General features: G+C 68.9%; 19 protein-coding genes and 1 other RNA gene. All 20 read right to left on the bottom strand.

Annotation, left to right across the window (positions count from 1 at the left end; genetic code table 11):
• Nucleotides 1-190 precede the first annotated feature (190 nt).
• The 20 genes from lpxC to ACWPN8_RS11315 all read right to left on the bottom strand — a co-directional run bounded on the left by lpxC (nucleotide 191) and on the right by ACWPN8_RS11315 (nucleotide 23,347).
• On the bottom strand, nucleotides 191-1,126 hold the full coding sequence (lpxC, locus tag ACWPN8_RS11410) for a UDP-3-O-acyl-N-acetylglucosamine deacetylase (protein ID WP_492240836.1): 936 nt from the start codon (nucleotides 1,124-1,126) through the stop codon (nucleotides 191-193).
• A gap of 407 nt (nucleotides 1,127-1,533) precedes the next feature.
• Nucleotides 1,534-3,462 (bottom strand): cell division protein FtsZ, encoded by a 1,929-nt coding sequence (gene ftsZ, locus ACWPN8_RS11405; RefSeq protein WP_492240835.1) that lies wholly within the window; start codon nucleotides 3,460-3,462, stop codon nucleotides 1,534-1,536.
• A 5-nt stretch (nucleotides 3,463-3,467) separates the two neighbouring features.
• The gene (ftsA, locus tag ACWPN8_RS11400; RefSeq protein ID WP_492241387.1) at nucleotides 3,468-4,859 is read right to left on the bottom strand and encodes a cell division protein FtsA; all 1,392 of its coding nucleotides are present in this window, start codon (nucleotides 4,857-4,859) and stop codon (nucleotides 3,468-3,470) included.
• An 86-nt stretch (nucleotides 4,860-4,945) separates the two neighbouring features.
• A complete protein-coding gene (locus tag ACWPN8_RS11395; RefSeq protein WP_492240834.1) occupies nucleotides 4,946-5,905 on the bottom strand; it encodes a cell division protein FtsQ/DivIB in 960 nt (319 codons plus the stop codon).
• Complete coding sequence (locus tag ACWPN8_RS11390) at nucleotides 5,890-6,837, bottom strand: D-alanine--D-alanine ligase (RefSeq protein WP_492240833.1); 948 nt, start codon at nucleotides 6,835-6,837, stop codon at nucleotides 5,890-5,892. The genes ACWPN8_RS11395 and ACWPN8_RS11390 overlap by 16 nt, the downstream gene beginning before the upstream one ends.
• Entirely contained in the window at nucleotides 6,834-7,796 is a 963-nt protein-coding gene (gene murB / locus ACWPN8_RS11385) for a UDP-N-acetylmuramate dehydrogenase (RefSeq protein ID WP_492240832.1), read from the bottom strand. The genes ACWPN8_RS11390 and murB overlap by 4 nt, the downstream gene beginning before the upstream one ends.
• On the bottom strand, nucleotides 7,793-9,211 hold the full coding sequence (gene murC / locus ACWPN8_RS11380; RefSeq protein WP_109096544.1) for a UDP-N-acetylmuramate--L-alanine ligase: 1,419 nt from the start codon (nucleotides 9,209-9,211) through the stop codon (nucleotides 7,793-7,795). Before murC ends, murB begins: the two co-directional genes overlap by 4 nt.
• A 7-nt stretch (nucleotides 9,212-9,218) precedes the next feature.
• A complete protein-coding gene (locus tag ACWPN8_RS11375) occupies nucleotides 9,219-9,458 on the bottom strand; it encodes a hypothetical protein (protein WP_244592762.1) in 240 nt (79 codons plus the stop codon).
• Nucleotides 9,459-9,466: 8 nt separating this feature from the next.
• Nucleotides 9,467-10,726, bottom strand: coding sequence for an undecaprenyldiphospho-muramoylpentapeptide beta-N-acetylglucosaminyltransferase (gene murG / locus ACWPN8_RS11370; RefSeq protein ID WP_492240831.1), 1,260 nt, complete (start codon nucleotides 10,724-10,726; stop codon nucleotides 9,467-9,469).
• On the bottom strand, nucleotides 10,723-11,844 hold the full coding sequence (locus ACWPN8_RS11365) for an FtsW/RodA/SpoVE family cell cycle protein (RefSeq protein ID WP_109096545.1): 1,122 nt from the start codon (nucleotides 11,842-11,844) through the stop codon (nucleotides 10,723-10,725). Before ACWPN8_RS11365 ends, murG begins: the two co-directional genes overlap by 4 nt.
• Nucleotides 11,841-13,262 (bottom strand): UDP-N-acetylmuramoyl-L-alanine--D-glutamate ligase, encoded by a 1,422-nt coding sequence (gene murD, locus ACWPN8_RS11360; protein WP_492240830.1) that lies wholly within the window; start codon nucleotides 13,260-13,262, stop codon nucleotides 11,841-11,843. The genes ACWPN8_RS11365 and murD overlap by 4 nt, the downstream gene beginning before the upstream one ends.
• Nucleotides 13,263-13,276: 14 nt before the next feature.
• Nucleotides 13,277-14,362: a phospho-N-acetylmuramoyl-pentapeptide-transferase gene (gene mraY, locus ACWPN8_RS11355; RefSeq protein ID WP_109096547.1), complete on the bottom strand. Its 1,086-nt coding sequence runs from the start codon at nucleotides 14,360-14,362 to the stop codon at nucleotides 13,277-13,279.
• 9 nt (nucleotides 14,363-14,371) lie between these two features.
• Complete coding sequence (locus ACWPN8_RS11350; protein ID WP_492240829.1) at nucleotides 14,372-15,871, bottom strand: UDP-N-acetylmuramoylalanyl-D-glutamyl-2,6-diaminopimelate--D-alanyl-D-alanine ligase; 1,500 nt, start codon at nucleotides 15,869-15,871, stop codon at nucleotides 14,372-14,374.
• The gene (locus ACWPN8_RS11345) at nucleotides 15,868-17,343 is read right to left on the bottom strand and encodes a UDP-N-acetylmuramoyl-L-alanyl-D-glutamate--2,6-diaminopimelate ligase (RefSeq protein WP_492240828.1); all 1,476 of its coding nucleotides are present in this window, start codon (nucleotides 17,341-17,343) and stop codon (nucleotides 15,868-15,870) included. The genes ACWPN8_RS11350 and ACWPN8_RS11345 overlap by 4 nt, the downstream gene beginning before the upstream one ends.
• The gene (locus ACWPN8_RS11340) at nucleotides 17,309-19,180 is read right to left on the bottom strand and encodes a peptidoglycan D,D-transpeptidase FtsI family protein (protein WP_109096550.1); all 1,872 of its coding nucleotides are present in this window, start codon (nucleotides 19,178-19,180) and stop codon (nucleotides 17,309-17,311) included. Before ACWPN8_RS11340 ends, ACWPN8_RS11345 begins: the two co-directional genes overlap by 35 nt.
• Nucleotides 19,177-19,995 carry a cell division protein FtsL gene (ftsL, locus tag ACWPN8_RS11335; RefSeq protein ID WP_109096551.1) on the bottom strand — a complete coding sequence of 273 codons (819 nt, stop codon included), beginning with the start codon at nucleotides 19,993-19,995 and terminating at the stop codon, nucleotides 19,177-19,179. Before ftsL ends, ACWPN8_RS11340 begins: the two co-directional genes overlap by 4 nt.
• On the bottom strand, nucleotides 19,992-20,966 hold the full coding sequence (rsmH, locus tag ACWPN8_RS11330; protein ID WP_492240827.1) for a 16S rRNA (cytosine(1402)-N(4))-methyltransferase RsmH: 975 nt from the start codon (nucleotides 20,964-20,966) through the stop codon (nucleotides 19,992-19,994). The genes ftsL and rsmH overlap by 4 nt, the downstream gene beginning before the upstream one ends.
• Complete coding sequence (locus ACWPN8_RS11325) at nucleotides 20,966-21,463, bottom strand: division/cell wall cluster transcriptional repressor MraZ (RefSeq protein WP_098739429.1); 498 nt, start codon at nucleotides 21,461-21,463, stop codon at nucleotides 20,966-20,968. Before ACWPN8_RS11325 ends, rsmH begins: the two co-directional genes overlap by 1 nt.
• A 728-nt stretch (nucleotides 21,464-22,191) precedes the next feature.
• Nucleotides 22,192-22,593: RNase P RNA component class A (gene rnpB / locus ACWPN8_RS11320), an RNA gene on the bottom strand.
• 61 nt (nucleotides 22,594-22,654) lie between these two features.
• Nucleotides 22,655-23,347 (bottom strand): N-acetylmuramoyl-L-alanine amidase, encoded by a 693-nt coding sequence (locus ACWPN8_RS11315; protein ID WP_492240826.1) that lies wholly within the window; start codon nucleotides 23,345-23,347, stop codon nucleotides 22,655-22,657.
• Nucleotides 23,348-23,350: the final 3 nt, after the last annotated feature.

Below are 23,350 nucleotides of genomic sequence, written 5' to 3'. Positions count from 1 at the left end.
TAAATCGAAAAACGGGAAATATCCACCAAATTGCGCAGGGCGCTCGCTCCGAGAGGGGAGGGCGCTTTTCCTTTGCGCGAATCGCCGCGGCGGTGGGGGAGGGGAGTGCGCCAAAGAAAAAGCCCTCCCCGGTGGGGGAGGGCAGGGGCAGACCTCTCGAAAAAAGACCATCCCGGAACGATGATGGCAATCAGGCGACCGCCAGCTGCTCCAGGCCGCGGCGCGCGACCGGCAGCGACATCGCCGTCTCGTAGCGCCAAGCACTGCGGTCGGCGAACAGCGCACGCAGCAGCTGGTTGTTCAGGGCATGGCCGGAGCGCACGCCGTGGAAATGGCCGACGATCGGCGCGCCGGCCAGATACAGGTCGCCGACGGCGTCCAGGATCTTGTGGCGCACGAACTCGTCCTTGAAGCGCAGGCCCTCGGCGTTCATCACCGTATCGCCGGAAATGACCACCGCATTGTCCAGCGAGCCGCCACGGGCGAGGCCCATCTTGCGCAGCCCCTCGACCTCGTGCAGGAAGCCGAAGGTGCGGGCGCGGCTGATCTCGTCCTTGAAGCTGTCCGGATCAATCTCCAGGGCGCGGGCCTGACGGGAGATGGCGGCGCTGTCGAAGTCGATCTCGAAGCTGTAGCTGGTCGCGTCGTCCGGGGTGAAGGACGCGCTCTTGACGCCGTCGCCGATGGCGACCGGCTTCAGGATGCGGATGAAGCGGCGGGGCGACTTCTGCACGGCGATGCCGGCCTGCTCGATGGCGGCGACGAAGGGAGCGGCGCTGCCGTCCATGATCGGCACCTCGATGCCGTCCAGCGAAACCACGGCGTTGTCGATGCCGCAGCCGGCCAGCGCCGACATCAGATGCTCGATCGTGCCGACGGTGGTGCCATGGTCGTTGCCGATCACGGTGCACAGGCGGGTGTCGACAACCGTGTCCCAGCGCGCCGGAATGACGGCGGCCGCACCGCGCAGGTCGCTGCGCAGGAAGGTGATCCCGGAATTCGCATCGGCCGGCGAAATCGTCAGCGTGACGATGACGCCCGAATGCAGCCCGACGCCGGCGATGCTCACCGCCTTCTTCAGGGTCTGCTGGAACATGCCGTCCACGTTGCTGCGATTGTTGGCCACGATGTCTTTTCCATCTTGGTCGTGAAGGAGAGGTTTCCAGCGATCCGCGCCGCTTGATCTTGGGAGATCATCGCGTCGGCGGCTTTCGCTTTCGACCATGCTGATAGGTAACACCGGGGATCGGAAATCGGCAAATCACTCATTGTTACCGTTTGTTGCAGGGCAAAAGTAGTGCGCAAGACAAGCAATCAGCCACTTGTGCCAAGTCGTCTGAAATAAAAAATCCCCGGCGACGCACGACGGCATCACCGGGGTCCGAAAGGTTCGGTCAGGTTGTGGAGCCGCCGGCGCCGCGATTAGGAGGCTGCGGCGACGGCGGTTATCTCCGGCTTTCGCCGGGATCGGCCGGCCGTCCTGTCCAACACCGTGTCGGTCAGGACGGCCAAGATCGGTTCAGGTCCGGCCGCTCAGTTGGCCTGACGGCGCAGGAAGGCCGGGATGTCCAGTTCTTCCTGTTCGCCCGGCTTGCCATCGGCCCGCGGGGCCGGAGCCTGCGCCTGCGGGGCGGCGGGGTAGCCCGGCGCATGCTGCGGAGCGGACTGCTGCGGCGGATAGACCGGCTGTTGCTGCGCCGGCGCCGGATACTGCTGGCCCGCCGGATAGCCCTGGTGGGGAGCCTGCGGCTGCTGCTGCGGGTAGGCGGGCTGCTGCTGCGGATAGCCCTGGGGGGCCGGCTGGTACTGCTGCGGGGCCGGCTGCGGCTGATAGGCCTGCGGCGCGGGCTGCGGCACCGGCTGCGGCGCTGGTTCGGACTTGCGGCCCAGGCCGGTCACCAGACCGAACAGGAAGTTGCCCTTGCGGGCCGGCGCCGGCTCCGGCGCAGGCGCCGGGGCCGGACCGACGGACAGGCCGCCCGGATGCTGCTGGCCGGGGTGCTGCTGGTGGCCCTGCGGGGCGGCGTGGTGATGCTGCGGCGCCATCGGGGCCGGCTGCTGCGGCTGGTGCTGCGGCTGCTGGTGGCCCTGCATCTGCGGCGCCTGCGGGGCGTGCTGCTGGGGGGCCGGCTGCTGCGGGGTCGACAGCGGCGCGGCGCCGACGGTCACCGGCTGGCGCGGACCGGCATCGGCCGGCTTTGGCGCGAAGAAGTGGCCGCCCTGGTTCTCGCCATGCAGCGGACCGGCGGCCGGCTTCGGCGCCTCGACAGGCTGCTGGGCGCCGTACTGCTGGGCCGGGTCGTGCTGGATGGCGGCGGCACCGGCAGTGACCGGCTGCGGCGTGCGCAGGCCGGCGGCGGCGCTGGGAATGGCCGAGCCTTGGGCGGCGGCCGGAGCCGGGGCGCCGGTCAGGTTGCCGGGAGCCCCCGGCTTCTTGGCGCGGTCGCCGACCAGCGACAGGTTGACCGGGTGCAGGGTGCGCGGGTTGCTCATCGCCGCGGCATCGATGCCGGTGGCGACGACCGACACGCGCATCACGCCGTCCAGCGAGCTGTCGAAGGTCGAGCCGAAGATGATGTTGGCGTCGGGATCGACCTCGTCACGGACGCGGTTGGCCGCCTCGTCGACCTCGAACAGGGTCATGTCGTAGCCGCCGGTGATGTTGATGAGGACGCCGCGGGCACCCTTCATCGACACGTCGTCCAGCAGCGGGTTGGAGATGGCGGCCTCGGCGGCCTCGATGGCGCGGCGCTCGCCGCCGGCCTCGCCGGTGCCCATCATCGCCTTGCCCATCTCGGTCATGACGGACCGGATGTCGGCGAAGTCCAGGTTGATCAGGCCGGGCATCACCATCAGGTCGGTGACGCCGCGCACACCCGAATGCAGAACGTCGTCGGCCATCTTGAAGGCGTCCGCAAAGGTCGTCTTCTCGTTGGCGATGCGGAACAGGTTCTGGTTCGGGATGATGATCAGGGTGTCGACATACTGCTGCAGTTCGGCGATGCCGCCCTCCGCCAGCCGCATGCGGTGACCGCCCTCGAAATGGAAGGGCTTGGTGACGACGCCGACGGTCAGGATGCCGCGCTCGCGGGCCGCACGCGCGATGACCGGGGCCGCACCGGTGCCGGTGCCACCGCCCATGCCGGCGGTGATGAAGACCATGTTGGAGCCTTCGAGATACTGGACGATCTCGTCGATCTGCTCCTCGGCCGAGGCACGGCCGACATCCGGCTTGGAGCCGGCGCCCAGGCCGCGGGTGGTGCCCGTGCCCAGCTGGATGCGCTTCTCGCACAAGGAACCCTTCAGCGCCTGCGCATCGGTGTTGCCGACGACGAAGTCCACGCCTTCCAGGTTCGACTTGATCATGTTGTTGACGGCATTGCCGCCGGCCCCGCCGACGCCGAAGACGGTGATGCGCGGCTTCAGTTCGGGCTCGATCTGGGGGATGGTCACGTTGATCATTCTATTCAGGCCTCCACAACCTGTTTTCGTTGGGTTTGATGTTTGATATGCCGCGACCGGCGCCCGGTTGTGTCCGGTGTCTGTCCGTTCGGGAATCGGTGAATGGCGGTGGGGCGAATCATCTGGAGATTCTCCCGCAGCCACAGGCCGACGCGACCGAGGAGCCCGGTTGACGCGACCGCCTCTTGGCCGGTCACCATCAGCTCCGTCGGGTTGCGGACGGCGTGTAGGAGAAGGCCCGCCACCGTCGAGAAGGCCGGTCCGCCATGCGCCTCGTTGAGGCCGGCGATCCGGGTGGGGCGGGCGATGCGGACCTGCTTGTCGAGGATCGGGGCGGCCATCTCGCGCGTGTTGGGCAGCTGGCTGGCGCCGCCGGTCAGCACGACGCGCCGGCCGACCAGATGGGAATGGCCGGACTGCTCGATGGCGCTGCGCACCTCTTCGAATATCTCTTCCATCCGCGCCTGGATGATGCTGACCAGGAAGGAGCGCGGGTGGCTGGCGGTGCCGCTGCCGCTGCGCTCGTCCTCGCCGATCTGCGGCACCTCGATCATCTCGCGCTCGTCGGCCGGGTTCACGCGGGCGCTGCCATACAGCACCTTCAGCCGCTCGGCATGGACCAGCGGAGTTGCCAGCCCGTGCGCGATGTCGTTGGTGACGTGCCGGCCGCCGAGCGGCACGAAGCCGGTCCACACCAGATTGCCTTCGGCGAAGATCGAGATGGTGGTGCCGCCGCCGCCGATGTCGACGCAGGCCGCTCCCATCTCCATCTCGTCCTCGACCAGACAGGCGAGGCCGGAGGCGAAGGGGCTGACGACGATGGACTCGATGTTCAGGTGACAGCGGGCGATGCAGGCGTGCAGCGTGCGGATGGCGCCGGCTGCGGCGGTGACGACATGCAGCTGTGCGCCCAGCGTGTGGCCGCTCATCCCCTTGGGATCGCGGATGCCGCGGCTGCCGTCTAGGGTGAAGCCAAGCGGGATGGTGTGGATCAGCGCCTGATCAGGACCGGCCTGCAAGGTGCGGGCATGGGCCATGGCGCGCCGGATGTCGCCCTCCGTCACCTCCTGGCCGGAGACCGGGACGGTGGCGGTGAAGGCATGGGAGCGGGGATGGCCCATCGACAGGTTGACGACGACGTCATGCACCGTCTCGCCGGCCATCTGTTCGGCCGCATGCACGGCGGCGCCGATCGAGGTCTCCGCCGCCTCCATGTCGATGATGGTTCCGGCGCGGATGCCCGTGGCGATCTGGTGGCCGACGCCGATCACGCGGAGGGAGCCGGGCTCCTCCATCCGCGCGATGACGCAGCACACCTTCGTCGAGCCGACGTCCAGCGCCGTGACGATCCCGCCACGGGCCGGCCGCTTCGGCTTCTTGGCACCGTTGAATCCCATCCCGAACATGCCCCCCAAGACTTTCCCTCGACTCCTGTCCACCGGCGACGGGCGCTTCCCCACAAGCGCCTGTCGTCACCGGGGCTTCAAGATTTCTTGCCGTTCTTCTTCTTCGTGTCGTCCTCCCAGCCCGGAAGCTGGGCGGTGGCGGAGGTCTGGATCGCGGCCTTGTCGGGCAGGCGCAGGTCGATGGCGACGATGTCGCGGTCCAGCACATGGCTGGCCGTGTGCATCTGCTCCAGTTGGCGCAGCGCGCGGCGCATCTCGGCATTGCCTTCCGGCAGCTTCACCGTCACGCCGTTGCCGAGCTGCAGGTTCCAGCGGCGGTCGCTGATCCAACTGGCGGATGACAGCATCGGCGCGATGGTCGGGGCGCCATCCAGCGCCGACAGCAGGGTGTGGACCTGCTGCGGGGCGTTGGCGCCGATCACCTGCGGCAGAGTTTCGATCCGCTGGTTGCCGCGGCGCGCCAATTCCGCCGCGTCGGCCAGCGGACGGCCGGCGCGGTCGATGACGGTGAACTGGCGGTCATGCTGCCAGATCGCCATCGGCTGGCGCTCGGACAGGCGGATGTAGAGGAAGCCGGGCAGCCGCCGCTCGATCGAGGCGGACGACACCCAGGGCAACTCCTCCAGCCGTTGCTTGGCATCGGCAAGGTCGATGGACAGGATCGGCTCGCCCCGGCGCACACCCAGCGCGTCGAGCACGACGTCGCGCTCGGTCTCGCTGCGGCCGACCACCAGGATCTCCGACAGGCGGAAGCCCATGTCGCCGGTCAGGCGGATGACGCTTTCCTGCGCCGCCTCCATCGTCTCGGCCAGATTGCCACGTTTCCAAGTGGAGCCGGCGGCACCGGCCAGTCCCAGCACCGGCACCAGCACCAGCGCCGCCTTGACGGCGGAGCGGGTCCAGCGCGGCCAGGCACGCCGCCGCTTGCCTTTTTCCGCCGACGCGGCCATGGCGCGTGGCGGGGTCGGCATCTCGTCCCGGGCGCGCGCGCCGGCGGCGGCGCGAAAGTCCGGGTCGGCCATCAGGTGAGCTGACATGCGGCGTTCTCCACGAGCCAGCCGACCAGCGCGCCGTAGGTGATCCCCACATGCGCGGCCTGTTCGGGCACCAGCGACAGGGGCGTCATGCCCGGCTGGTTGTTGATCTCCAGGAAATACAGACCGTCCGTTCCCGGCCGGCTGTCATCCCAGCGGAAGTCGCTGCGCGACACGCCCCGGCAGCCCAGGGTGTCGTGCGCCAGCACCGCCAGCCGCTTCGCCTCCTCCGCAACGACCTCGGGGATCGCGGCGGGGACGGTGTGGACGGCATGTCCGGCGCTGTATTTCGCGGTATAGTCGTAGAGCTGGGCCTGGAAGACGATCTCGGTCACCGCCAAAGCACGGTCACCCATGACGCCCACGGTCAGCTCGCGACCGGGGATGAACTCCTCGACCAGCGCGCGCTCGCCGAAAGTCCACGCGTCGCCGACCGGGCTGTTCTGCCCCTCGCGGACCAGGGTTACGCCAACGGTCGAGCCTTCGTCCACAGGCTTGACGATATAGGGCGCAGGCATGGGGTGGCTGCCGCCGGTGATCTCCCCGCGGGACAACACCATCCCCTTGGGCGAGCGGACGCCGACGGTGTCCAGCACGCGTTTGGTCATCGCCTTGTCCATGGAGATGGCGGCGGCCTGGACGCCCGAATGGGTGTAGGGCAGGCCCAGGAACTCCAGCACGCCCTGGATCGTCCCGTCCTCGCCGCCGCGGCCGTGCAGGGCGTTGAACACCACGTCGGGGCGCGGATTGCTCAGGGCGTGCATCAGCCCGCCCAGGTCGCGCTGCACGTCGATGGCGGTGACGCGGTAGCCTTCCTCCTCCAGCGCCTTGGCGACGCCGGCCCCGCTGACCAGCGACACCTCGCGCTCGGCCGACCAGCCGCCCATAAGGACGGCGACATGCTTCTTGTGGGCGTGGAGAAGGGCTTCGGTCATTGGGCGGTGCTTCCTTCGGCGGGAATGCCGATGCGCTTGATTTCCCAGTCCAGCGTGACGCCGCTGGTCTCGAATACGCGGCGGCGGACTTCCTCGCCCAGCGCTTCCAGTTGGGCGGCGGTGGCCGTGCCGTTGTTGATCAGGAAGTTGCAGTGCTTTTCCGACACCTGGGCGTCGCCGATGGACAGGCCGCGGCAGCCGGCCTTGTCGATCAGTTCCCAGGCCTTGTGGCCCTCAGGATTCTTGAAAGTCGAGCCGCCGGTGCGGGAGCGGACCGGCTGGCTGTCGGCGCGCTTGTCGGAGATCTCGGCCATGCGCCGCGCGATCTCCAGCGGGTTGCCGGGCTCGCCGCGCAGGACGGCACCGGTGAAGATGCAATCGTCCGGGACCGCGCTGTGGCGGTAGGTGAAGCCCATGCCGGCATGGCTGAACTCCAGCCGCCGGCCGTCGCGCGCCACCGCGATGGCGGAGACCAGCACGTCGGCCAGCTCGCGGCCATAGGCGCCGCCGTTCATGCGGAGCGCGCCGCCGACGGTGCCGGGGATGCCGGAGAGGAACTCCAACCCGGCGATGCCGGCGTCGCGGGCGACCATGGCGACATTCAGGTCGAGCGCCGCTGCCCCGGCGGTCACGGTCATTCCGTCCGCGGTGATGTCGGTGAAGCCGCGGCCGAGCCGGATGGTGACGCCCGGCACGCCGCCGTCCCGCACCAGCAGGTTGGAGGCGACGCCGATCACTGTCACCGGCACCTCGGCCGGCAGAGCGGCCAGGAAGTCGGCGAGGTCGTCGGCATCGGCCGGGCGGAACATCACCTCCGCCGGCCCGCCGACGCGGAACCACGTCACCGGCGCCAGCGGGGCGTCGGCGGTCAGCCGGCCCCGCACCGCGGGCATCCGCTGGATCAGGTGGCCATTGGGCCGATGGCTGTCAGCCGGGCTCATGCTGGGCGCTGCCGTCATCGCGTCGCGCCATAGAGGGAGGCCAGCTCACCCGGCAGGGCGTTCGCCCATTGGGTGATGTTGCCGGCGCCCAGGCAGACGACGAAGTCGCCGGGCTTGGCCATCTCGCGCACCACCTGCGCCAACTCCTGCTGGCTGTGCAATGCCACGACATGACGGTGGCCGTGCATGCGCAGGCCCTCGACTAGGCTGTCGCGGCTGACGCCCTCGATCGGCGCCTCGCCGGCGGCATAGACGTCGGCGACGATCACGGCGTCGGCGTCGTTGAAGCAGGTGCAGAACTCCTCGAACAGGGCAGCGAGGCGGGAATAGCGGTGCGGCTGGACGACGGCGATGGTGCGGCCGGTGCCGGCGGTGCGCGCGGCCTTCAGCACCGCGGCGATCTCCACCGGATGGTGGCCGTAATCGTCGATGACGGTGATGCCGTTGGTCTCGCCGGTCTTGGTGAAGCGGCGCTTAACGCCCTGGAACTTGGCCATGCTGTCGCGCATCACCACGTCGGGCAGGCCCATCTCGTTGCCGACGGCGAAGCAGGCCAGCGAGTTCTGGACATTGTGCGGCCCGTACATCGGCAGGCGCACGCCGGCGATGGCGCGGCTCTCGCCGGTGTGGCGGTCGTAGATCAGCACGTCGTACTTGGCGCCGTCGGGGCCCAGCTCGACGTTCACCGCGCGGATGTCGGCCTGCGGCGAGAAGCCGTAGGTGACGATGCGGCGGTCCGACACGCGCGGGATCATCGCCTGCACTTCGGGATGGTCGATGCAGAGTGCCGCGAAGCCGTAGAAGGGAATGTTCTGGACGAAGCTGTCGAAGGCGGCCCGGGCGTTGTCGAAGGTGCCGTAGAAGTCCAGATGCTCCGGATCCATGTTGGTGACGACGGCGATGCAGGCCGGCAGCTTCACGAAGGTGCCGTCGCTCTCGTCCGCCTCCACCACCATCCAGTCGCCGGTGCCGAGCCGGGTGTTGGAGCCATAGGCGTTGATGATGCCGCCGTTGATGACGGTGGGGTCGAGGTTGGCATGCTCCAGCATATGGCCGACCATCGAGGTGGTCGTGGTCTTGCCATGGGTGCCGCCGATGGCGATGGCCCATTTCAGGCGCATCAGCTCGCCCAGCATCTCGGCGCGGCGGACCACCGGCACCAGGGCCGCGCGGGCGGCCACGACTTCCGGATTGTCGCGCTTGACGGCGGAGGAGACGACGACGACGGCGGCCCCGGCGATGTTCTCGCCGCGATGGCCGACGAACACCTTGATGCCCAGTTCGCGCAGGCGCTTGACGTTGGCGTTCTCGGCGAGGTCGGAACCCTGGACGGTGTAGCCCAGGTTCCGCAGCACCTCGGCGATGCCGCTCATGCCGATGCCGCCGATGCCGACGAAGTGGATGGTGCCGATCGAGAGGGGGAGGGCGCGCATGTCAGGCTTACTTTCCGCGGCGAAGCATCAGGCGAAGGGTGGCGTCGACCGCCCCGTCGGACAGGTCGTTGGGGAGGGGCTGCGATCCATGGATCATCGACAGGCGGTCACGCAGGAAGCCGCCTTCGGCGAGGAAGCGCGGCACCAGCGGGCAGCCCGGACGGTTGTACCAGCCGCCCTCGGTCCGAGTCATGTCCGCCGGCCAGTCCTGCAGCGGCCGCGGCGTCGGCCGGGTCAGATTCCGCATGGGTTTCATCATTCCGCGGCCCCCTTGGCGCTGGCACCGGCGGACGGGCGCCGGGCGTGTTGGGATTGGTCGTGGTCGGAGCGGGCGTGATCGTGAGCGGCGGGGCCGCCGTCCAGCATCGCCAGCACGGCGTCGGCCAGCGCGGTGGCGGCGTCGGCGGTGCCCCAGCCATGGGCGGCGCGGGCTGCGGCAGTCAGCGCCTGCGGATCGGCCAGCAGGGCGGAAAGCTGCTTGGCCAGAGCCTGGGCGGTAAAGGAGGGCTGCGGCACCAGCCAGGCGGCGCCGGCTTCCGCCAGATGGCGGGCGTTGGCGGTCTGGTGGTCGTCGGTGGCGTGCGGGTAGGGCACCAGGATCGCCGGACGGCCGACGCAGGTCAGCTCGGCGATGGTGGAGGCCCCGGCGCGGGTGACGGCGAGGTGGCAGGCGGCCAGCCGCTCCGGCACATCGCGGAAGAAGGTCTGCAATTCCAGCCGGTCGAGGCCCAGCGGTTCCAGCGCGTCGCGGGCGGCTTCGAGATCCTCCGGGCGGCATTGCTGCGCCAGATGGATGCGGGCGCGCATCGCCTCGGGCAACAGGGCCAGCGCCGCGGGAATCACCTCGGAGAAGATACGGGCGCCCTGGCTGCCGCCCATCACCAGCAGGCGGACGGGACCGGCGGCGCCGGGTGCCTCGTAGGGGGACAGGCGGCGGGCGGCGACGGCCGGGCGGACCGGGTTGCCGGTGCGGACGATCTTGACGCGCTGCGCCTCGCCCAGCTTTTCGATGTCGGAGAAGGCGACGGCGATGCGGCTGGCCCCGGCGATCAGCATCCGGTTGGCGCGGCCCAGCACGGCGTTCTGCTCGTGCAGAAGGGCCGGCAGCTTCGACTGGATGGCGGCATAGACGGTGGGGACCGACGGGTAGCCGCCGAAGCCGACCACGGCGGCGGGATCGAGCCGGCGCATCAGCGCCCGCGCCTCCAACAGGCCGAGGCCCATCTGCAGGGCGGCCTTCAGCTTGCCGACGATGCCGGCGCCGGGGGAGGCGGCGCGGATGCGATGGACCGGTACCTCCGGCAGGTTCTCGCCGAAGGCATGGCCGCGCTTGTCGGTCACCAGCGTCACCGCCCGGCCACGGGCCAGCAACTCGCGCGCCAGCGCCTCGGCCGGGAACATGTGCCCACCGGTACCGCCGGCGGCCAGCACGATCACCTTGTTGGCGTTGGCGTCGAATCCCGCGGGGAAGCCCGCATTGGAGCCGATCGTGCTCAAGTCGGTCGGCCTCCTCATTCCGCGGGGCCGAAGCGTTTGCGTGTCAGTGCCAGAACCATACCCATGCCGAACCCGAGAGCGAGCAGCGAAGAGCCGCCGTAGGAGATGAACGGCAGGGTCATGCCCTTGGTCGGCATAAGATGCAAGGACGAACCCATGTTGATCGCCGCCTGAAGCCCGAACTGGATCAGAAGACCGGCGGCGGCCAGCAGGACGAAATAATTGTTGTCGTTGAAGACACGGGCGAACCCGCGCAGAACGACGAAGGCGAACAGAACCACCAAGCCCAGGCAGAAGATCAGGCCCAGCTCCTCGCCTGCGACCGCGAAGATGAAGTCGGCATGGCTGTCGGGCAGATAGAACTTCACCGTGCCCTGTCCGGGGCCGGTGCCCATCAGCCCGCCGTTGGCGAAGGCCTCCAGCGAGCGGTTGACCTGATAGTTGTCGCCGGCATGCGGATCGAGGAAGCGGTTGATGCGGCTGGTGACGTGCGGCAGCGTGTAATAGGCGCCGACCAGCCCGACCACGCCCAGCCCGCCGAGCCCCATCACCAGCACCAGGTTCAGACCGGCCAGGAAGAACTGGGTGAACCAGACGGCGGAGACGACGAAGGTCATGCCCAGGTCGGGCTGAAGGATCAGGCCGGCCATGGTGAGGCCGTAAAGCGCCATCGACACCAGCGCGCCCGGGAAGCCGGGGTTGGTGCGCGACAGCGAGAACAGCCAGGCGGCGACCACGGCGAAGGCCGGCTTCACGAACTCCGACGGCTGGATCGACAGGCCGGGGACATGGATCCAGCGGCGGGCACCCTTGATCTCGACGCCCACCACCAGCGTGGCATAGACCAGCGCCACCGAGATCAGGAACACCGCCAGCGCCACCCGCCGCACGCCGCGCGGGCTGAGCAGAGAAACGCCGACCATGATGACGATCGCGGGGATCAGCATCATCACGTGGCGTTCGACGAAATAGAAGGTGTCCTGGATGCCGATGCGCTCGGCCACCGGCGGGCTGGCCGCGGTGATCAGGACGGTGCCGAGGAACATCAGCAGGGCGACGGCGCCCAGCTGCCAGCGGTCGACGGTCCACCACCAGCGGCCGAAGATCGATTGGTCGGTACGGTCGAAGGTGATCATGCAACGCCCCCGCTGGTGCCGTCACCGGTGCTCTCATGCGCCGCGACGATGTTCGCGACATAGACCGCGAAGGCTTCGCCGCGCTTCTCGAAATTGGCAAACTGGTCCCATGACGCGCAAGCTGGGGACAGCAGCACGCAAGCGCCCTCCAGCCGTTCCGCCAGGGCCAGTCCGGCCGCCTTCGCGGTCGCAACATCCAGCGTTCCACAGCGTGTATAAGCAACACCCTGCGCGTCTAGCCATGCGGCGAATTGTTCCTGCGCCTCGCCGATCAGGAAGGCGTGGCGGACGCGGCCCATATAGCGTTCCAGACCGTTCAGCCCGGTGTCCTTGGCCTGTCCGCCGAGGATCCAGTAGATCGGGTCGAACGTCGCCAGCGCCTTTTCGGTGGCGTCGGCGTTGGTCGCCTTGCTGTCGTTGACGAAGCGCACCCCGTCCAGCGTGCCGACCAGCTGCTGCCGGTGGGCGAGGCCGGGGAAGGTCGCCATCGCCGCGACGATGGCCGGCACCGGCAGGCCGGCGGCCTTGCTGGTGGCGAAGGCGGCGGCGGCGTTCTGCCAGTTATGGGCGCCCAGCAGGCTGGGCAGGCCCGACAGCTCCACGACCCGAACCGCCTCGCCGTCGGTGTCGTCGACCAGCCAGCCGTCGGCGGCATAGACGCCGCCCGCCACCGGCCCCTGGGCGGAGATCGGCCAGATGCGCTGGTCGCCGGCGGTGGCGAGGTCGGCGTGGATCTTGCGGCAATGCTCGTCGTCCACCCCGATCACCGCGGTTCGCGGCCAGGTCTGGCGGTGGAAGATCAGCCTCTTGGCGGCGATGTAGCCCTCCATCCCGCCATGGCGGGCGAGGTGGTCGGGCGTGATGTTCAGCAGGACCGCGATGTCGAAAGTGATCGAGTGGGTCAGCTCCAGCTGATAGCTCGACATCTCCAGCACGCAGGTGCCGCCCGACCCGATCGGATCGAAGGTCAGCACCGGCGTGCCCAGATTGCCGCCCACCGCGGCTTTGCGGCCGGCGGCAGCCAGGATGTGGCCGATCAGGGTGGTGGTGGTCGATTTGCCGTTGGTGCCGGTGATGCCGATGAAGGCGCAGTCGCGCTCCGCCCGGCCCAGCAGCTCGATGTCGCAGATCAGCTCGATCCCCAGCGCGCGGGCGCGCTCGGCCACCGGATGCGGCTTGGGGTGGGTGTGGGGGATGCCGGGCGACCAGACGATGGTGGTCAGGTCCGACAGGTCGGCGCTGGCGAGATCGACCACGGCGAAGCCCTCGGCCTCCGCCGCGGTGCGGGAGGCGGGATTGTCGTCCCACACCCGCACCTCGGCCCCGCTGTCGCGGAGCGCGCGGGCGGTGGCGAGGCCGGACTTGCCCAGCCCCATCACCGCGACGGGCAGCTCCTGCATGTAGAACAGGTCGATCATCGCCGGTGCCCCCCTCAGCGCAGCTTCAGCGTGGACAGGCCGACCAGCGCCAGGATCGAGGCGATGATCCAGAAGCGGATCACCACGGTCGGTTCCGCCCAGCCCTTCTTCTCGAAGTGATGGTGCAGCGGCGCCATGCGGAACACCCGCTTGCCGGTCAGCTTGAAGGAGGCGACCTGCACGATCACCGACACCGTCTCCAGCACGAACAGGCCGCCGATGATGGCCAGCACGATCTCATGCTTGGTCACCACGCTGACCGCACCCAAGGCACCGCCCAGCGACAGCGACCCGGTATCGCCCATGAAGACCATGGCCGGCGGGGCGTTGTACCACAGGAAGCCCAGCCCGGCGCCGACCAGCGCGCCGCAGAACACCGCCAGCTCGCCGGAGCCCGGCACATGGTGGATTTGGAGATAGTTGGCGAAGATTGCGTTGCCCGACAGGTAGGAGATCAGGCCGAAGCAGCCGGCGGCGATCATCGTCGGCACGATGGCAAGCCCGTCCAGCCCGTCGGTCAGGTTCACCGAGTTCGAGGCGCCGACCATGATGAAGGCGCCGAACGGTACGAAGAACCAGGACAGCTGGACCAGGAAATCCTTGACGAAGGGAACCGCCACGCCGCCCGACAGCGGCGGGGCCGACACCCACATGATCAGCGCCGAGGCGACCAGCCCGATTGTGATCTCCCAGCCCAGGCGGAAGCGGCCGGACAGCCCCTTGGTGTTGCGCTTGGTCAGCTTCAGGTAGTCGTCGCCGAAGCCGATCAGGCCGTAGCCGATGGTCACCAGCAGGACGATCCAGATATAGGCGTTGGTCAGGTCGGCCCACAGCAGGGTGCTGACCGTCATGGCGATCAGGATCATCAGGCCGCCCATGGTGGGCGTGCCCTTCTTCTTGAAATGGCTCTCCGGGCCGTCGGCGCGGATGGGCTGGCCTTCGCCCTGCTTGCGCTTCAGCCAGGCGATCAGGCGCGGAAAGAAGACGAAGCTGATGACCAGCGACGTGATCACGGCACCACCGGTCCGGAAGGTCAGGTACCGGAACAGGTTGAACGGCGAAAAGACGTCGGCCAGACCGAAGAGGAGGTTGTAGAGCATTTGGGTCCGTCAGCCTCGCGGGGCCTGCGCGGATTGCGCGGCCGCCTGCGGCTGGTTGGTGGTTCGGGAGGCGGCTTTGTCCTCGCTTTCGCGCCCGCTGTCGAGTGCCGCGAGCGCATCGACGATCAGACCTGTACGACTGCCCAGGGACCCCTTGACCATGATGACGTCGCCGCCCTTTACGGTCCCGGTGACGATGGGGGCCAGCTCCACGCTGGTTTCGGTCCAGGCGCCGCGCATCGCCGCCGGCAGGCGGTCGAACAGCGTCTTCATATGCGGCCCACAGGCATAGACGGCGTCGACATGGGCGTTGCGCAGCGGCTCGGCCAAACCGATGTGCAGCGCGTCGGCGCGCGCGCCCAGCTCCCGCATGTCGCCCAGCACGGCGATGCGCCGGCCGCCGGCACCGGGGTCGATCTTGCCCAGCACCTCCAGCGTCGCCGTCATTGCGGCGGGGCTGGCGTTGTAGCTCTCATCGATCAGGGTGAAGGCGCCCTGCGGCAGCTGGATGCGCTTGCGGGTGCCGCGCCCCTTGACCGGCGGCAGGCTGGACAGCGACCGGGCGGCGGCTGCGACATCGGCGCCCAGCGCCTTCACCGCCAGCAGCACCGCCAGACTGTTCATCACCCAGTGCCGGCCCGGCTGCGACAGGCAATACTGCACCCGTTCGCCGCGGATCAGCGCGGTCACCGCGCTGCAGGTCGCATGCAGCGAGCAGTCGACCAGCCGGGCGTCGGCCTCGTCATGGGCGCCGAAGCTCCAGATGTCGGTCAGCCCCTGGCGGCGGGCGGCGGTGGCCAGCCGGCCATACTGTCCGTTGTCGCGGTTCAGCACGGCGATGCCGCCGGCATCCATCCCCTCGAAGATCTCGGCCTTGGCATCGGCGATGGCCTCGACGCCGGAGAAGAACTCCAGATGCACCGCCTCGATGGTGGTGATGACGGCGACATGCGGCTTGACCTGCCGCGACAGCGGCCCGAGTTCGCCGGCATGGTTCATCCCCAGCTCGAACACGCCATAGCTGCTGTCGGCAGGCAGGCGGGCAAGCGACAGCGGCACGCCCCAATGGTTGTTCAGGCTGCCTTCGTTGGCGTAGGTCGCCCCTTGCGCCGACAGGACATGGCGCAACGTTTCCTTGGTCCCGGTCTTGCCGACGGAGCCGGTGACGCCGACGAAGCGTGCGCCGCAACGCGCCCGCGCCACCACGCCCAGCGCCGCCATCGACTCCAGCGTGTCGGCCGGTGCGAGCAGCAGCGGTGCGCCTTCCGGGAGATTATCCGGCAGATGGTCGACCATCGCAGCGGCGGCACTGGCGGCCAGCGCGGCGCCAACGAAGGCGTGCCCGTCGAAATTCGGCCCGCGGATGGCGACGAACAGGTCGCCCACCGCCACCTTGCGGCTGTCGATGGCGACGCCGGTCGCGGTCCAGGCGGACGGGCCGGCCAAACGCCCGCCGGTGGCGGCCGCAGCCTCATCCGCTGTCCAAAGGACCGTCCTGTCCCCGCTCATGCTCCAACCTCCGCTACGGCTTTCCGGGCCTCGTCCGCATCGTCGAACGGACGCACCTCGGTGCCGATCGTTTGTCCCTGTTCGTGGCCCTTGCCGGCGATGACCAGTACGTCGCCGGGCTGAAGCTGCCGCACCGCGGTGCGGATCGCTTCGGCCCGGTCTCCGATCTCCTCCAGCCGGCCGGCCAGATCCCCGGTGGCCCCAGCCAGCACCTGACCCCGCACGAAGGCGGGATCCTCGGTCCGCGGATTGTCGTCGGTGACGATGGCGCGGTCGGCCAGCCTGGCGGCCAGCGCGCCCATCACCGGCCGCTTGCTGCGATCGCGGTCGCCGCCACAGCCGAACACCGTCACCAGATGGCGCGCGGCATGCGACCTCAGCGCCAGAAGCACCGTTTCCAGCGCGTCCGGCGTATGGGCGAAATCGACGTAGACCGTCGCCCCGTTGGGATGGGTCGCGACATGCTGCAACCGGCCCGGTACGCCTTCCAGCGAGGAAAGGCTGTCCAGCGCCCGCCCGGCGTCACCGCCGGATCCGATGACCAGCCCCAGCGCGCAGAGCACGTTCCAGGCCTGGAACCGACCTGCCAGCGGCAGGTCGACCGTCACGTCGCGGCCGAGCACGGACAGGGAAAGGCGCTGGCCATGGGCCAGCGGCTCAACCCCGGTCACCCGAAGCTCGGTGCCGGCCAGACCATAGGACAGGACCCGGTGGCCGCGGTCGTTACAAATGGTGGCAAAATGTTGAAATTCCGGAGAGTCGGCGTTCAGTACCGCTACGGCCCCCGTCGGCAGGACGCGGTCGAACAGCATCGCCTTGGCGTCGCGGTACGCATCCATGGTGCCGTGATAGTCCAGATGGTCCAGCGTCAGGTTGGTGAAGCCGGCGGCCTTGATCGCCACCCCGTCCAGCCGGAACTGCTCCAGCCCATGGCTCGACGCCTCCATCGCCAGATGCTCGATGCCGGCATCCTTGGCGGCGGCGAGATCTCGGTGGAGCGACACCGGATCGGGCGTCGTCATTCCGCCATAGCCGTGCAGGCCGGGGCCGAGCAGGCCCAGCGTGCCCAGGCTGCCGGCGGGCAGGCCGAGGCGCGTCCAAATCTGGGCGGCGAACTGGACGGTGGAGGTCTTGCCGTTGGTGCCGGTCACCGCCACCACCGTCTCCGGCTGGCGCCCGCCATGGAAGGCGGCGGCCATGAGCGCGAAGGCGAGGCGGGGCTGCGGGTCGGTCAGCAGGAGGGCGGTGGAACCGGCTGGCAGTTCAGTGCCCTCGGGCGCCAGCACGGCGGCGGCGCCCCTGGCGAGCGCGTCGGCGATGAAGGCGCGGCCATCGGCCTTCACGCCGGGCAGTGCAGCAAAGACAAAGCCGGGCTTGACCGCCCGGCTGTCGGCGGTCAGCCCGGCGATGTTGGGGTCGGCGACGCCGCGGGTGGCGTCAGCGCGGCTTGGTCTGAGTTGGGAAAGACGCAACGGTGCTTCCCTTCGCGGGGGGTGGAGCGGTGACGGGCGGCAGCGACTGCTGCCAGTTGGTGGAACCGGCGGCGTTCAGGTAGGTGGAGTTCAGGATCTCCGGCGTGTTCTCGTCCACCATCGGCACATTCAGCAGCGGGCCGATCTGCTTGACGATGCGGCCCACCGCCGGGGCGGCGACCCAGCCGCCGGTGGCGTAGCCGTAAGTCTTCTTCGTCGCCTGCGGTTCGTCGACCAGCACATAGACGATGTAGCGCGGATCATTCATCGGGAAGGCGCCCAGGAACGACGACATGCGCGAGTTCTTCTGGTAATGCTTGCCCTTTTGCTTGTCCGCCGTGCCGGTTTTTCCGCCGACGACATAGCCCTTCACTTCCGCCGATTTGCCGGTACCCTCGGTGACGACGAAGCGGAACATGCGTCGCATCATGTCGGAGGTCTGGCGCGACACCACCTGCTCGGTCGGAATCTCGCCGTCGGGCTGGCGCTTCAGCAGCGTCGGCTTGTGGAAGAGGCCGCCGTTGATGACGGACGCGGCGGCGGCCACCGTGTGCATCGGGCTGACGGAGATGCCGTGGCCGAAGGAGATGGTGTAGCTGTTGACCTCGCGCCACGGGTTGGGCACCAGCGGCCAGCCGCTTTCCGGCAGCTCCAGCCCGGTGGGCTTGGTGAAGCCCATCTTGGTCATGAAGGCCTTCTGCGCCGCCACGCCCACCTGCTGCACCATGCGCACCGAGCCGAGGTTGGAGGAGTGCTGGAACACTTCCGCCACCGTCAGCGCGCGGTGCAGGTTGTGGTAGTCGTTGATGGTGAAGCGGCCGATCTTGACCGGGTGCGCCGCGTCGAACATGTCCGACACCCGGATCTTGCCGGTGTCGAATGCCAACGCAGAGTTGAAGATCTTGAAAGTCGAACCCATCTCGTACACGCCGAGCGTAGCCCGGTTGAACAGCGTGTCCGGGACCAGGCCGGTCGGATCCTGCGGGTCGAAATCGGGCAGCGAGACCATCGACAGCACTTCGCCGTTGCGCACGTCGAAGACGATGCCGGCGGCGCCGATGGCGCTGAATTCCTGCACCGTGGCGGCCAGCTCCTTCTTCAGGACATGCTGCAACCGCAGGTCGATGGACAGCTGAAGCGGCGTGCCGGGCTCCTCGGTCAGCCGCTTGTTGAAGCCCTGCTCCATGCCGGCAAGGCCGTTGTTGTCGATGCCGGTGAAGCCGACGATGTGCGAGGTCAGCGGGCCGGCCGGATAGAAGCGGCGCTCCTCCCGCTCGAACGCGACGCCGGGGATGCCGAGGCGGTGGACGGCGGCCTGCTGCTTCGGCGTCAGGTTGCGCTTCAGCCAGACGAAGCGGCGGTCGCCGCTCAGCTTGCCGAGGACGTCCTTGTAATCCAGGTCGGGCAGGGCGCCGACCAGCTTCTGCGCGGCCTCTTCCGGGCGCGAGACCAGCTTGGGGTCGGCATAGAGCGACTGGGTGACCAGTGAGGTCGCCAGCAGGTTGCCGTTGCGGTCGGTGATGTCGGCGCGGTTGGTGGTGGTGTCGCCCACCTCGAGCGCGACATGCTGGCGCGGCTCGCCGCCGCCGGCGAGCAGCGTGGCCATCGCCAGCTTGACGCTGATGGCGGTGAAGACGGTCGTGACCACGGCAGCCGTCACCATCAGGCGGTAACGGCTCTGCTCCAGCGCGACCGCCAGCGAGGTCCGCGGCTTGGCGGACGGCTGCGGGGCCGGCTGGGGAAAGGGCGAGGGTGCCGGCGGCGGCACATAGGTGCTGCCGGTGCTGGCTCCCGGCTGGCCGTAGCCGGCCGGGCCGCCGTGGTCGTGACCGATCATCGATTGGCCCCCAGGCGCGCAACGAGCAGCCCGAGGCTGTCGGTCGGCTTGGGCTGATAGGGCTGCTGCGCGGCCGGAGCCGCGGCGGCAACCTTAGGTGCCGGCGCCGGGATCGGGCGGGAGGCCAGTTCGGTCGGGCGCGCGGTCGGGGCGTTGGGTGCCAGCTTGCCGGCGGCGGCCGGCGCAGCCGGAGTCGCCGACTTCTCGGTAGGCACACGGGCGGAGCCGGGCACCAGGGCGGCCGGCTTGATCCGGTTGGCGCGGGACGGGTCGGCAAGGGCAGCGCCGGAGGGCAGGGATGCCGGCACGACGACAGGCGCGCGTTCCAGCGCCTTTTCCATCGGCAGCGGCTTCGCCAACCCGACCGGCGCGCTGACCGGAACGATTCCGGCAGCGGCGTTGTTGTTGGGAGCGGCGGGCACGCGGGCGGCGGCCAGCTGGGAATTGCCGGTGCCGGGCGCGCGGACCATCGGCGGCAGCGGAGCGCCGGGCATGGCCTTGCCGGGCAGGGCCTGGGCCGGCGGCGGGACCGCGTCGGCCGGGCGCATCGGGATCATGTCCATCGCCATATACTGGCGCGGCTCGGTCGGCTGCAGCGTCAGATAGGCCTGGGCCATCTGCTCCAGCTTGGTGGGGTCGTTCAGGTAGCTCCATTCGGCCTTCAGGACCTGGATCGACTCCTGTTCCAGAATGATCTTGCGGTTCAGCCCGGCGAGCTTCTCCTCAAGATCCTGGACGTCGTAGCTGGTCTGGAACAGCACGCCACCGGCGGCCGCGATCAGGCCACCCCAGAACAGCCAGGTCTTGCCTTTCATGCTGCCTCCTTGCCGGACGCCGGGAACGCGGGCGCCTCGGTACGTTCAGCCGCGCGCAGCCGGGCGGACCGGGCGCGGGGATTGTTACGGGCTTCGGCCTCGCTCGGGTCCACGGGTTTCCGGGAGAGCAGGCGGAAGGATGGGTGATGCGCCGCGACCGCGGTCACGGGCGTGTGGCGGGACGGGGAGGGCGGCGGCGAAGAGCGTTCCCGCAGGAACGCCTTGACCTCGCGGTCCTCCAGCGAATGGAAGGAGACGACGGCGAGACGCCCGCCGGGCGCCAGCAGCGACTCGGCGGCGGACAGGCCGCGCCGCAGTTCGCCCAACTCGTCGTTCACATGGATGCGCAGCGCCTGGAAGGTGCGGGTGGCCGGGTCGATCCCGTCGCCCTTCCCCTTCGGCACGACCGAGCGGATGATGTCGGCCAGCCGGGCCGTGCGCTCGATCGGTGCCTCGCGGCGGGCGGCGACGATGGCGCGGGCGACGCGGCGCGCCATCCGCTCTTCGCCCAGGTGGTAGACGATGTCGGCCAGATCCGATTCGTCGGCGGTGTTGACCACGTCGGCGGCGGTCGGCCCATCCCGTCCCATCCGCATGTCGAGCGGGCCGTCGAAGCGGAAGGAGAACCCGCGCTCCGGCTCGTCGATCTGGGGGGAGGAGACGCCGACGTCGAGCGCCACGCCGTCGACCGTCCCGACTCCATGGTCGGCGAGCAGCCGGTCCATATCGCCGAATTGGCCCTCGATCACCTCCAGCCGTCCGGGGAACTCCTGGGCCAGCGCATGGCCGCGCTCGATCGCGGCGGGGTCGCGGTCGATGCCGATCACGCGGCAGGAGGCCGATTGCAGCAGGGCGCGGCTGTAGCCGCCGGCGCCGAAAGTGCCGTCCACATAGAGGCCGCCGTCGCGCGGGGACAGCGCGGCGATCACCTCGTCCAGCAGGACGGGAATGTGGATGCGGGTGTCGGTCATCAGGCGCCCTCCCCGCTCCGGCTGGCGGCGCCGCGGGACGCCTTGGCCACAATCTGGCTGAGGGAGATGTCTTTGCGCACGACCTGTTCGCGCAGTGCCGCCTCGTGGGCTTTCAAGGCGTTGGGTTCCCAGATTTGAAAGGTTTTGCGGCGGCCGATGAAGGCGGCCTCTTCGGTGATGCCGGCGAACTCCGCCAGCTCCTTGGGCAGGACGATGCGGCCTTCGGCGTCGGAGGAGACGGGGATCAGCTTTCCGAAGATGAAGGTCTCGATCATGTCGCGCTCGTCGGCATCGAGGTCGGGGGATTCGAGGCTTTCGGAGAGGACGTCGAGATAGTCCTGGTCGGCGCCTTCCAGCGCCTGGTGATTTAGCGAGGGCCAGAGATAGACGGTGCTGGGAGCCGACGTCTTGGCAAGCGACTGCCTGAACTGTGCCGGGATGGACACACGCCCTTTCCTGTCAACTTTGTTGACGTATGTGGACAGGAAAACGGCCATAGGCCCGGCGATCCCCCCTGCTATCCCCCGTGCGCGGTCGGGTGCTCCGCGCTAGCCCCGCTTGGCCCATTCAGCTCCCGCCCCCGGTGTTAACCAGAATGGGTAAGAGCCCCCCTTAAATGGGCGTTCTTGGGATAGCATGGGACGGCATGGGCGTCAACGCTCCCCCGAGTATTCAGACGGGGGTGTCAAGACTTTTGGGTCATACAGTGGCATCCGGGCAAGTTGGTGTACGAAATCTCAGAATCTTCGCAGTATTCCGCTGGACTCTCGCGATGCGCATGGAGTTATCCACACAGGTTCTTCGAACGTTCCAAAATTTTAAGAAAATGCTATATACGCATGGTTTGTCTCACCGTGGAATCGACCCCCTCGGACGGCATAGAACCTTGGGTGGGAAACAAAGGTTCGGCATGGGACGGCATGGGAAATTGCCCCACAGTTATCCACCGGCTGTGGATTAGTCTGGGGAAAATGTGGATGTGACCGTGCACATCCTGGGGATGACGGCGGAAAAGCCCGGCGGACTGCGGGGTGCCGGGGGAGGGGCGGTCGCATCCACCCTGTGGATGACATCGCAGACCGCTCCTCTGCCACCCGCCTGCCGCCCACGCCGTCCCATGTCCGCCCGTCGAAAGGAAACGGGCGAGGGCAAACGGGAGCCGCCATGGGATCGGCCGCCCCTATGGGGAGCCGATTTGGGACGGGCTGGGCAAAAGAGGTGGGAAAGTGCCAGATGGCCTGTAAGCCGGGTTCTGTATCCCGCCCCGAGGGGCAGGCGATGGCCATTCGTCTGGGACGCCGGTTGCCCGGACGCCTCGCGCGACCAACCCGAGCGGCGGCGCGGAAACGCGCTTGACCCACGCCCGTCCCGTTGCGGGGACGGTGGTCGGGCCGCTCCTATTCGGTCTTGCTCCCGGTGGGGTTTACCGTGCCGTCCCCGTTGCCGGGTCCGCGGTGCGCTCTTACCGCACCCTTTCACCCTTACCTGCGTCGAAACGCCGGCGGTTTGCTTTCTGTGGCACTTTCCCTAGGGTCGCCCCCGCCGGCCGTTAGCCGGCACCGTGTTTCCGTGGAGCCCGGACTTTCCTCCCCCGGTCGAAACCGAAGGCGGCCATCCGGCCATCTGGCGCGGTCGTTCATATAGGGAAGCGGCCGTAGGGGCAAACCCCAAATCGCGGGCTCCGACCGTTACCGTCCGGTCAGTCGCAGCAAAGCGCGCAGGCGGCGCACCGTCTCAGGGTCGGGAAGGCCCGTCAGGCAGTCGGGATTGAAGTGGCGCTGGAAGGCCAGCAGCGCCCTCGGCTCTGCCGGGTCGTACCCATAGCGTCCCAGCAGTGCGGCGACCTCCCCTGTGTCGGCGGGGCCGTCGTCGGCCTGGGACGGCGTGGGCCAGAGCCCGATCCCGTGGGCGGCAAGGCCCGGCCAATCGAACAGCTCGCCCGGGTCCTCCTTGCGGGCGGGGGCCACGTCGCTGTGGCCCAGCACATCGGCGGCGGCGATGCCATGCCGGGCGACGATGCCGAGGCAAAGCTCGGCGACCGCGGCCATCTGCACCGGCGGGAAGGGCCGGTAGCCGAACTCGTGGCCGGGATTGACGATCTCCACGCCGATGGAGCGGCTGTTGACGTCCCCCGCTCCGCGCCAGCTCGACCGGCCGGCATGCCAGGCCCGCCGGTCCTCCGGCACATGGGCATAGACGGTGCCGTCCTCGTCCACCGTGTAATGGGCGCTGACCTGGGATGCCGGGTCGCACAGACGCTCCAGCGCATAGGCGGCGGTGAGCATGCCGGTGTAATGCAGGATCAGCAGTTCCACCCCCGCACCGTCGGCACGCGGGCCGTGGTTGGGGGAGGGGAGGTCGATCCGGCGGAAGCGGCTCATGTC

Source organism: Azospirillum sp. UENF 112521, assembly GCF_058780665.1.
This window is presented reverse-complemented; position numbering and strand designations above follow the sequence as displayed.

Coding starts and splice junctions, on each gene's coding strand:
- ftsZ (WP_492240835.1), bottom strand. CDS start 3,462: ATGATCAACGTGACCATCCCCCAGATCGAGCCCGAACTGAAGCCGCGC.
- ftsA (WP_492241387.1), bottom strand. CDS start 4,859: ATGGGATTCAACGGTGCCAAGAAGCCGAAGCGGCCGGCCCGTGGCGGG.
- ACWPN8_RS11395 (WP_492240834.1), bottom strand. CDS start 5,905: ATGTCAGCTCACCTGATGGCCGACCCGGACTTTCGCGCCGCCGCCGGC.
- ACWPN8_RS11390 (WP_492240833.1), bottom strand. CDS start 6,837: ATGACCGAAGCCCTTCTCCACGCCCACAAGAAGCATGTCGCCGTCCTT.
- murB (WP_492240832.1), bottom strand. CDS start 7,796: ATGACGGCAGCGCCCAGCATGAGCCCGGCTGACAGCCATCGGCCCAAT.
- murC (WP_109096544.1), bottom strand. CDS start 9,211: ATGCGCGCCCTCCCCCTCTCGATCGGCACCATCCACTTCGTCGGCATC.
- ACWPN8_RS11375 (WP_244592762.1), bottom strand. CDS start 9,458: ATGCGGAATCTGACCCGGCCGACGCCGCGGCCGCTGCAGGACTGGCCG.
- murG (WP_492240831.1), bottom strand. CDS start 10,726: ATGAGGAGGCCGACCGACTTGAGCACGATCGGCTCCAATGCGGGCTTC.
- ACWPN8_RS11365 (WP_109096545.1), bottom strand. CDS start 11,844: ATGATCACCTTCGACCGTACCGACCAATCGATCTTCGGCCGCTGGTGG.
- murD (WP_492240830.1), bottom strand. CDS start 13,262: ATGATCGACCTGTTCTACATGCAGGAGCTGCCCGTCGCGGTGATGGGG.
- mraY (WP_109096547.1), bottom strand. CDS start 14,362: ATGCTCTACAACCTCCTCTTCGGTCTGGCCGACGTCTTTTCGCCGTTC.
- ACWPN8_RS11350 (WP_492240829.1), bottom strand. CDS start 15,871: ATGAGCGGGGACAGGACGGTCCTTTGGACAGCGGATGAGGCTGCGGCC.
- ACWPN8_RS11340 (WP_109096550.1), bottom strand. CDS start 19,180: ATGATCGGTCACGACCACGGCGGCCCGGCCGGCTACGGCCAGCCGGGA.
- ftsL (WP_109096551.1), bottom strand. CDS start 19,995: ATGAAAGGCAAGACCTGGCTGTTCTGGGGTGGCCTGATCGCGGCCGCC.
- rsmH (WP_492240827.1), bottom strand. CDS start 20,966: ATGACCGACACCCGCATCCACATTCCCGTCCTGCTGGACGAGGTGATC.
- ACWPN8_RS11325 (WP_098739429.1), bottom strand. CDS start 21,463: ATGGCCGTTTTCCTGTCCACATACGTCAACAAAGTTGACAGGAAAGGG.
- ACWPN8_RS11315 (WP_492240826.1), bottom strand. CDS start 23,347: ATGAGCCGCTTCCGCCGGATCGACCTCCCCTCCCCCAACCACGGCCCG.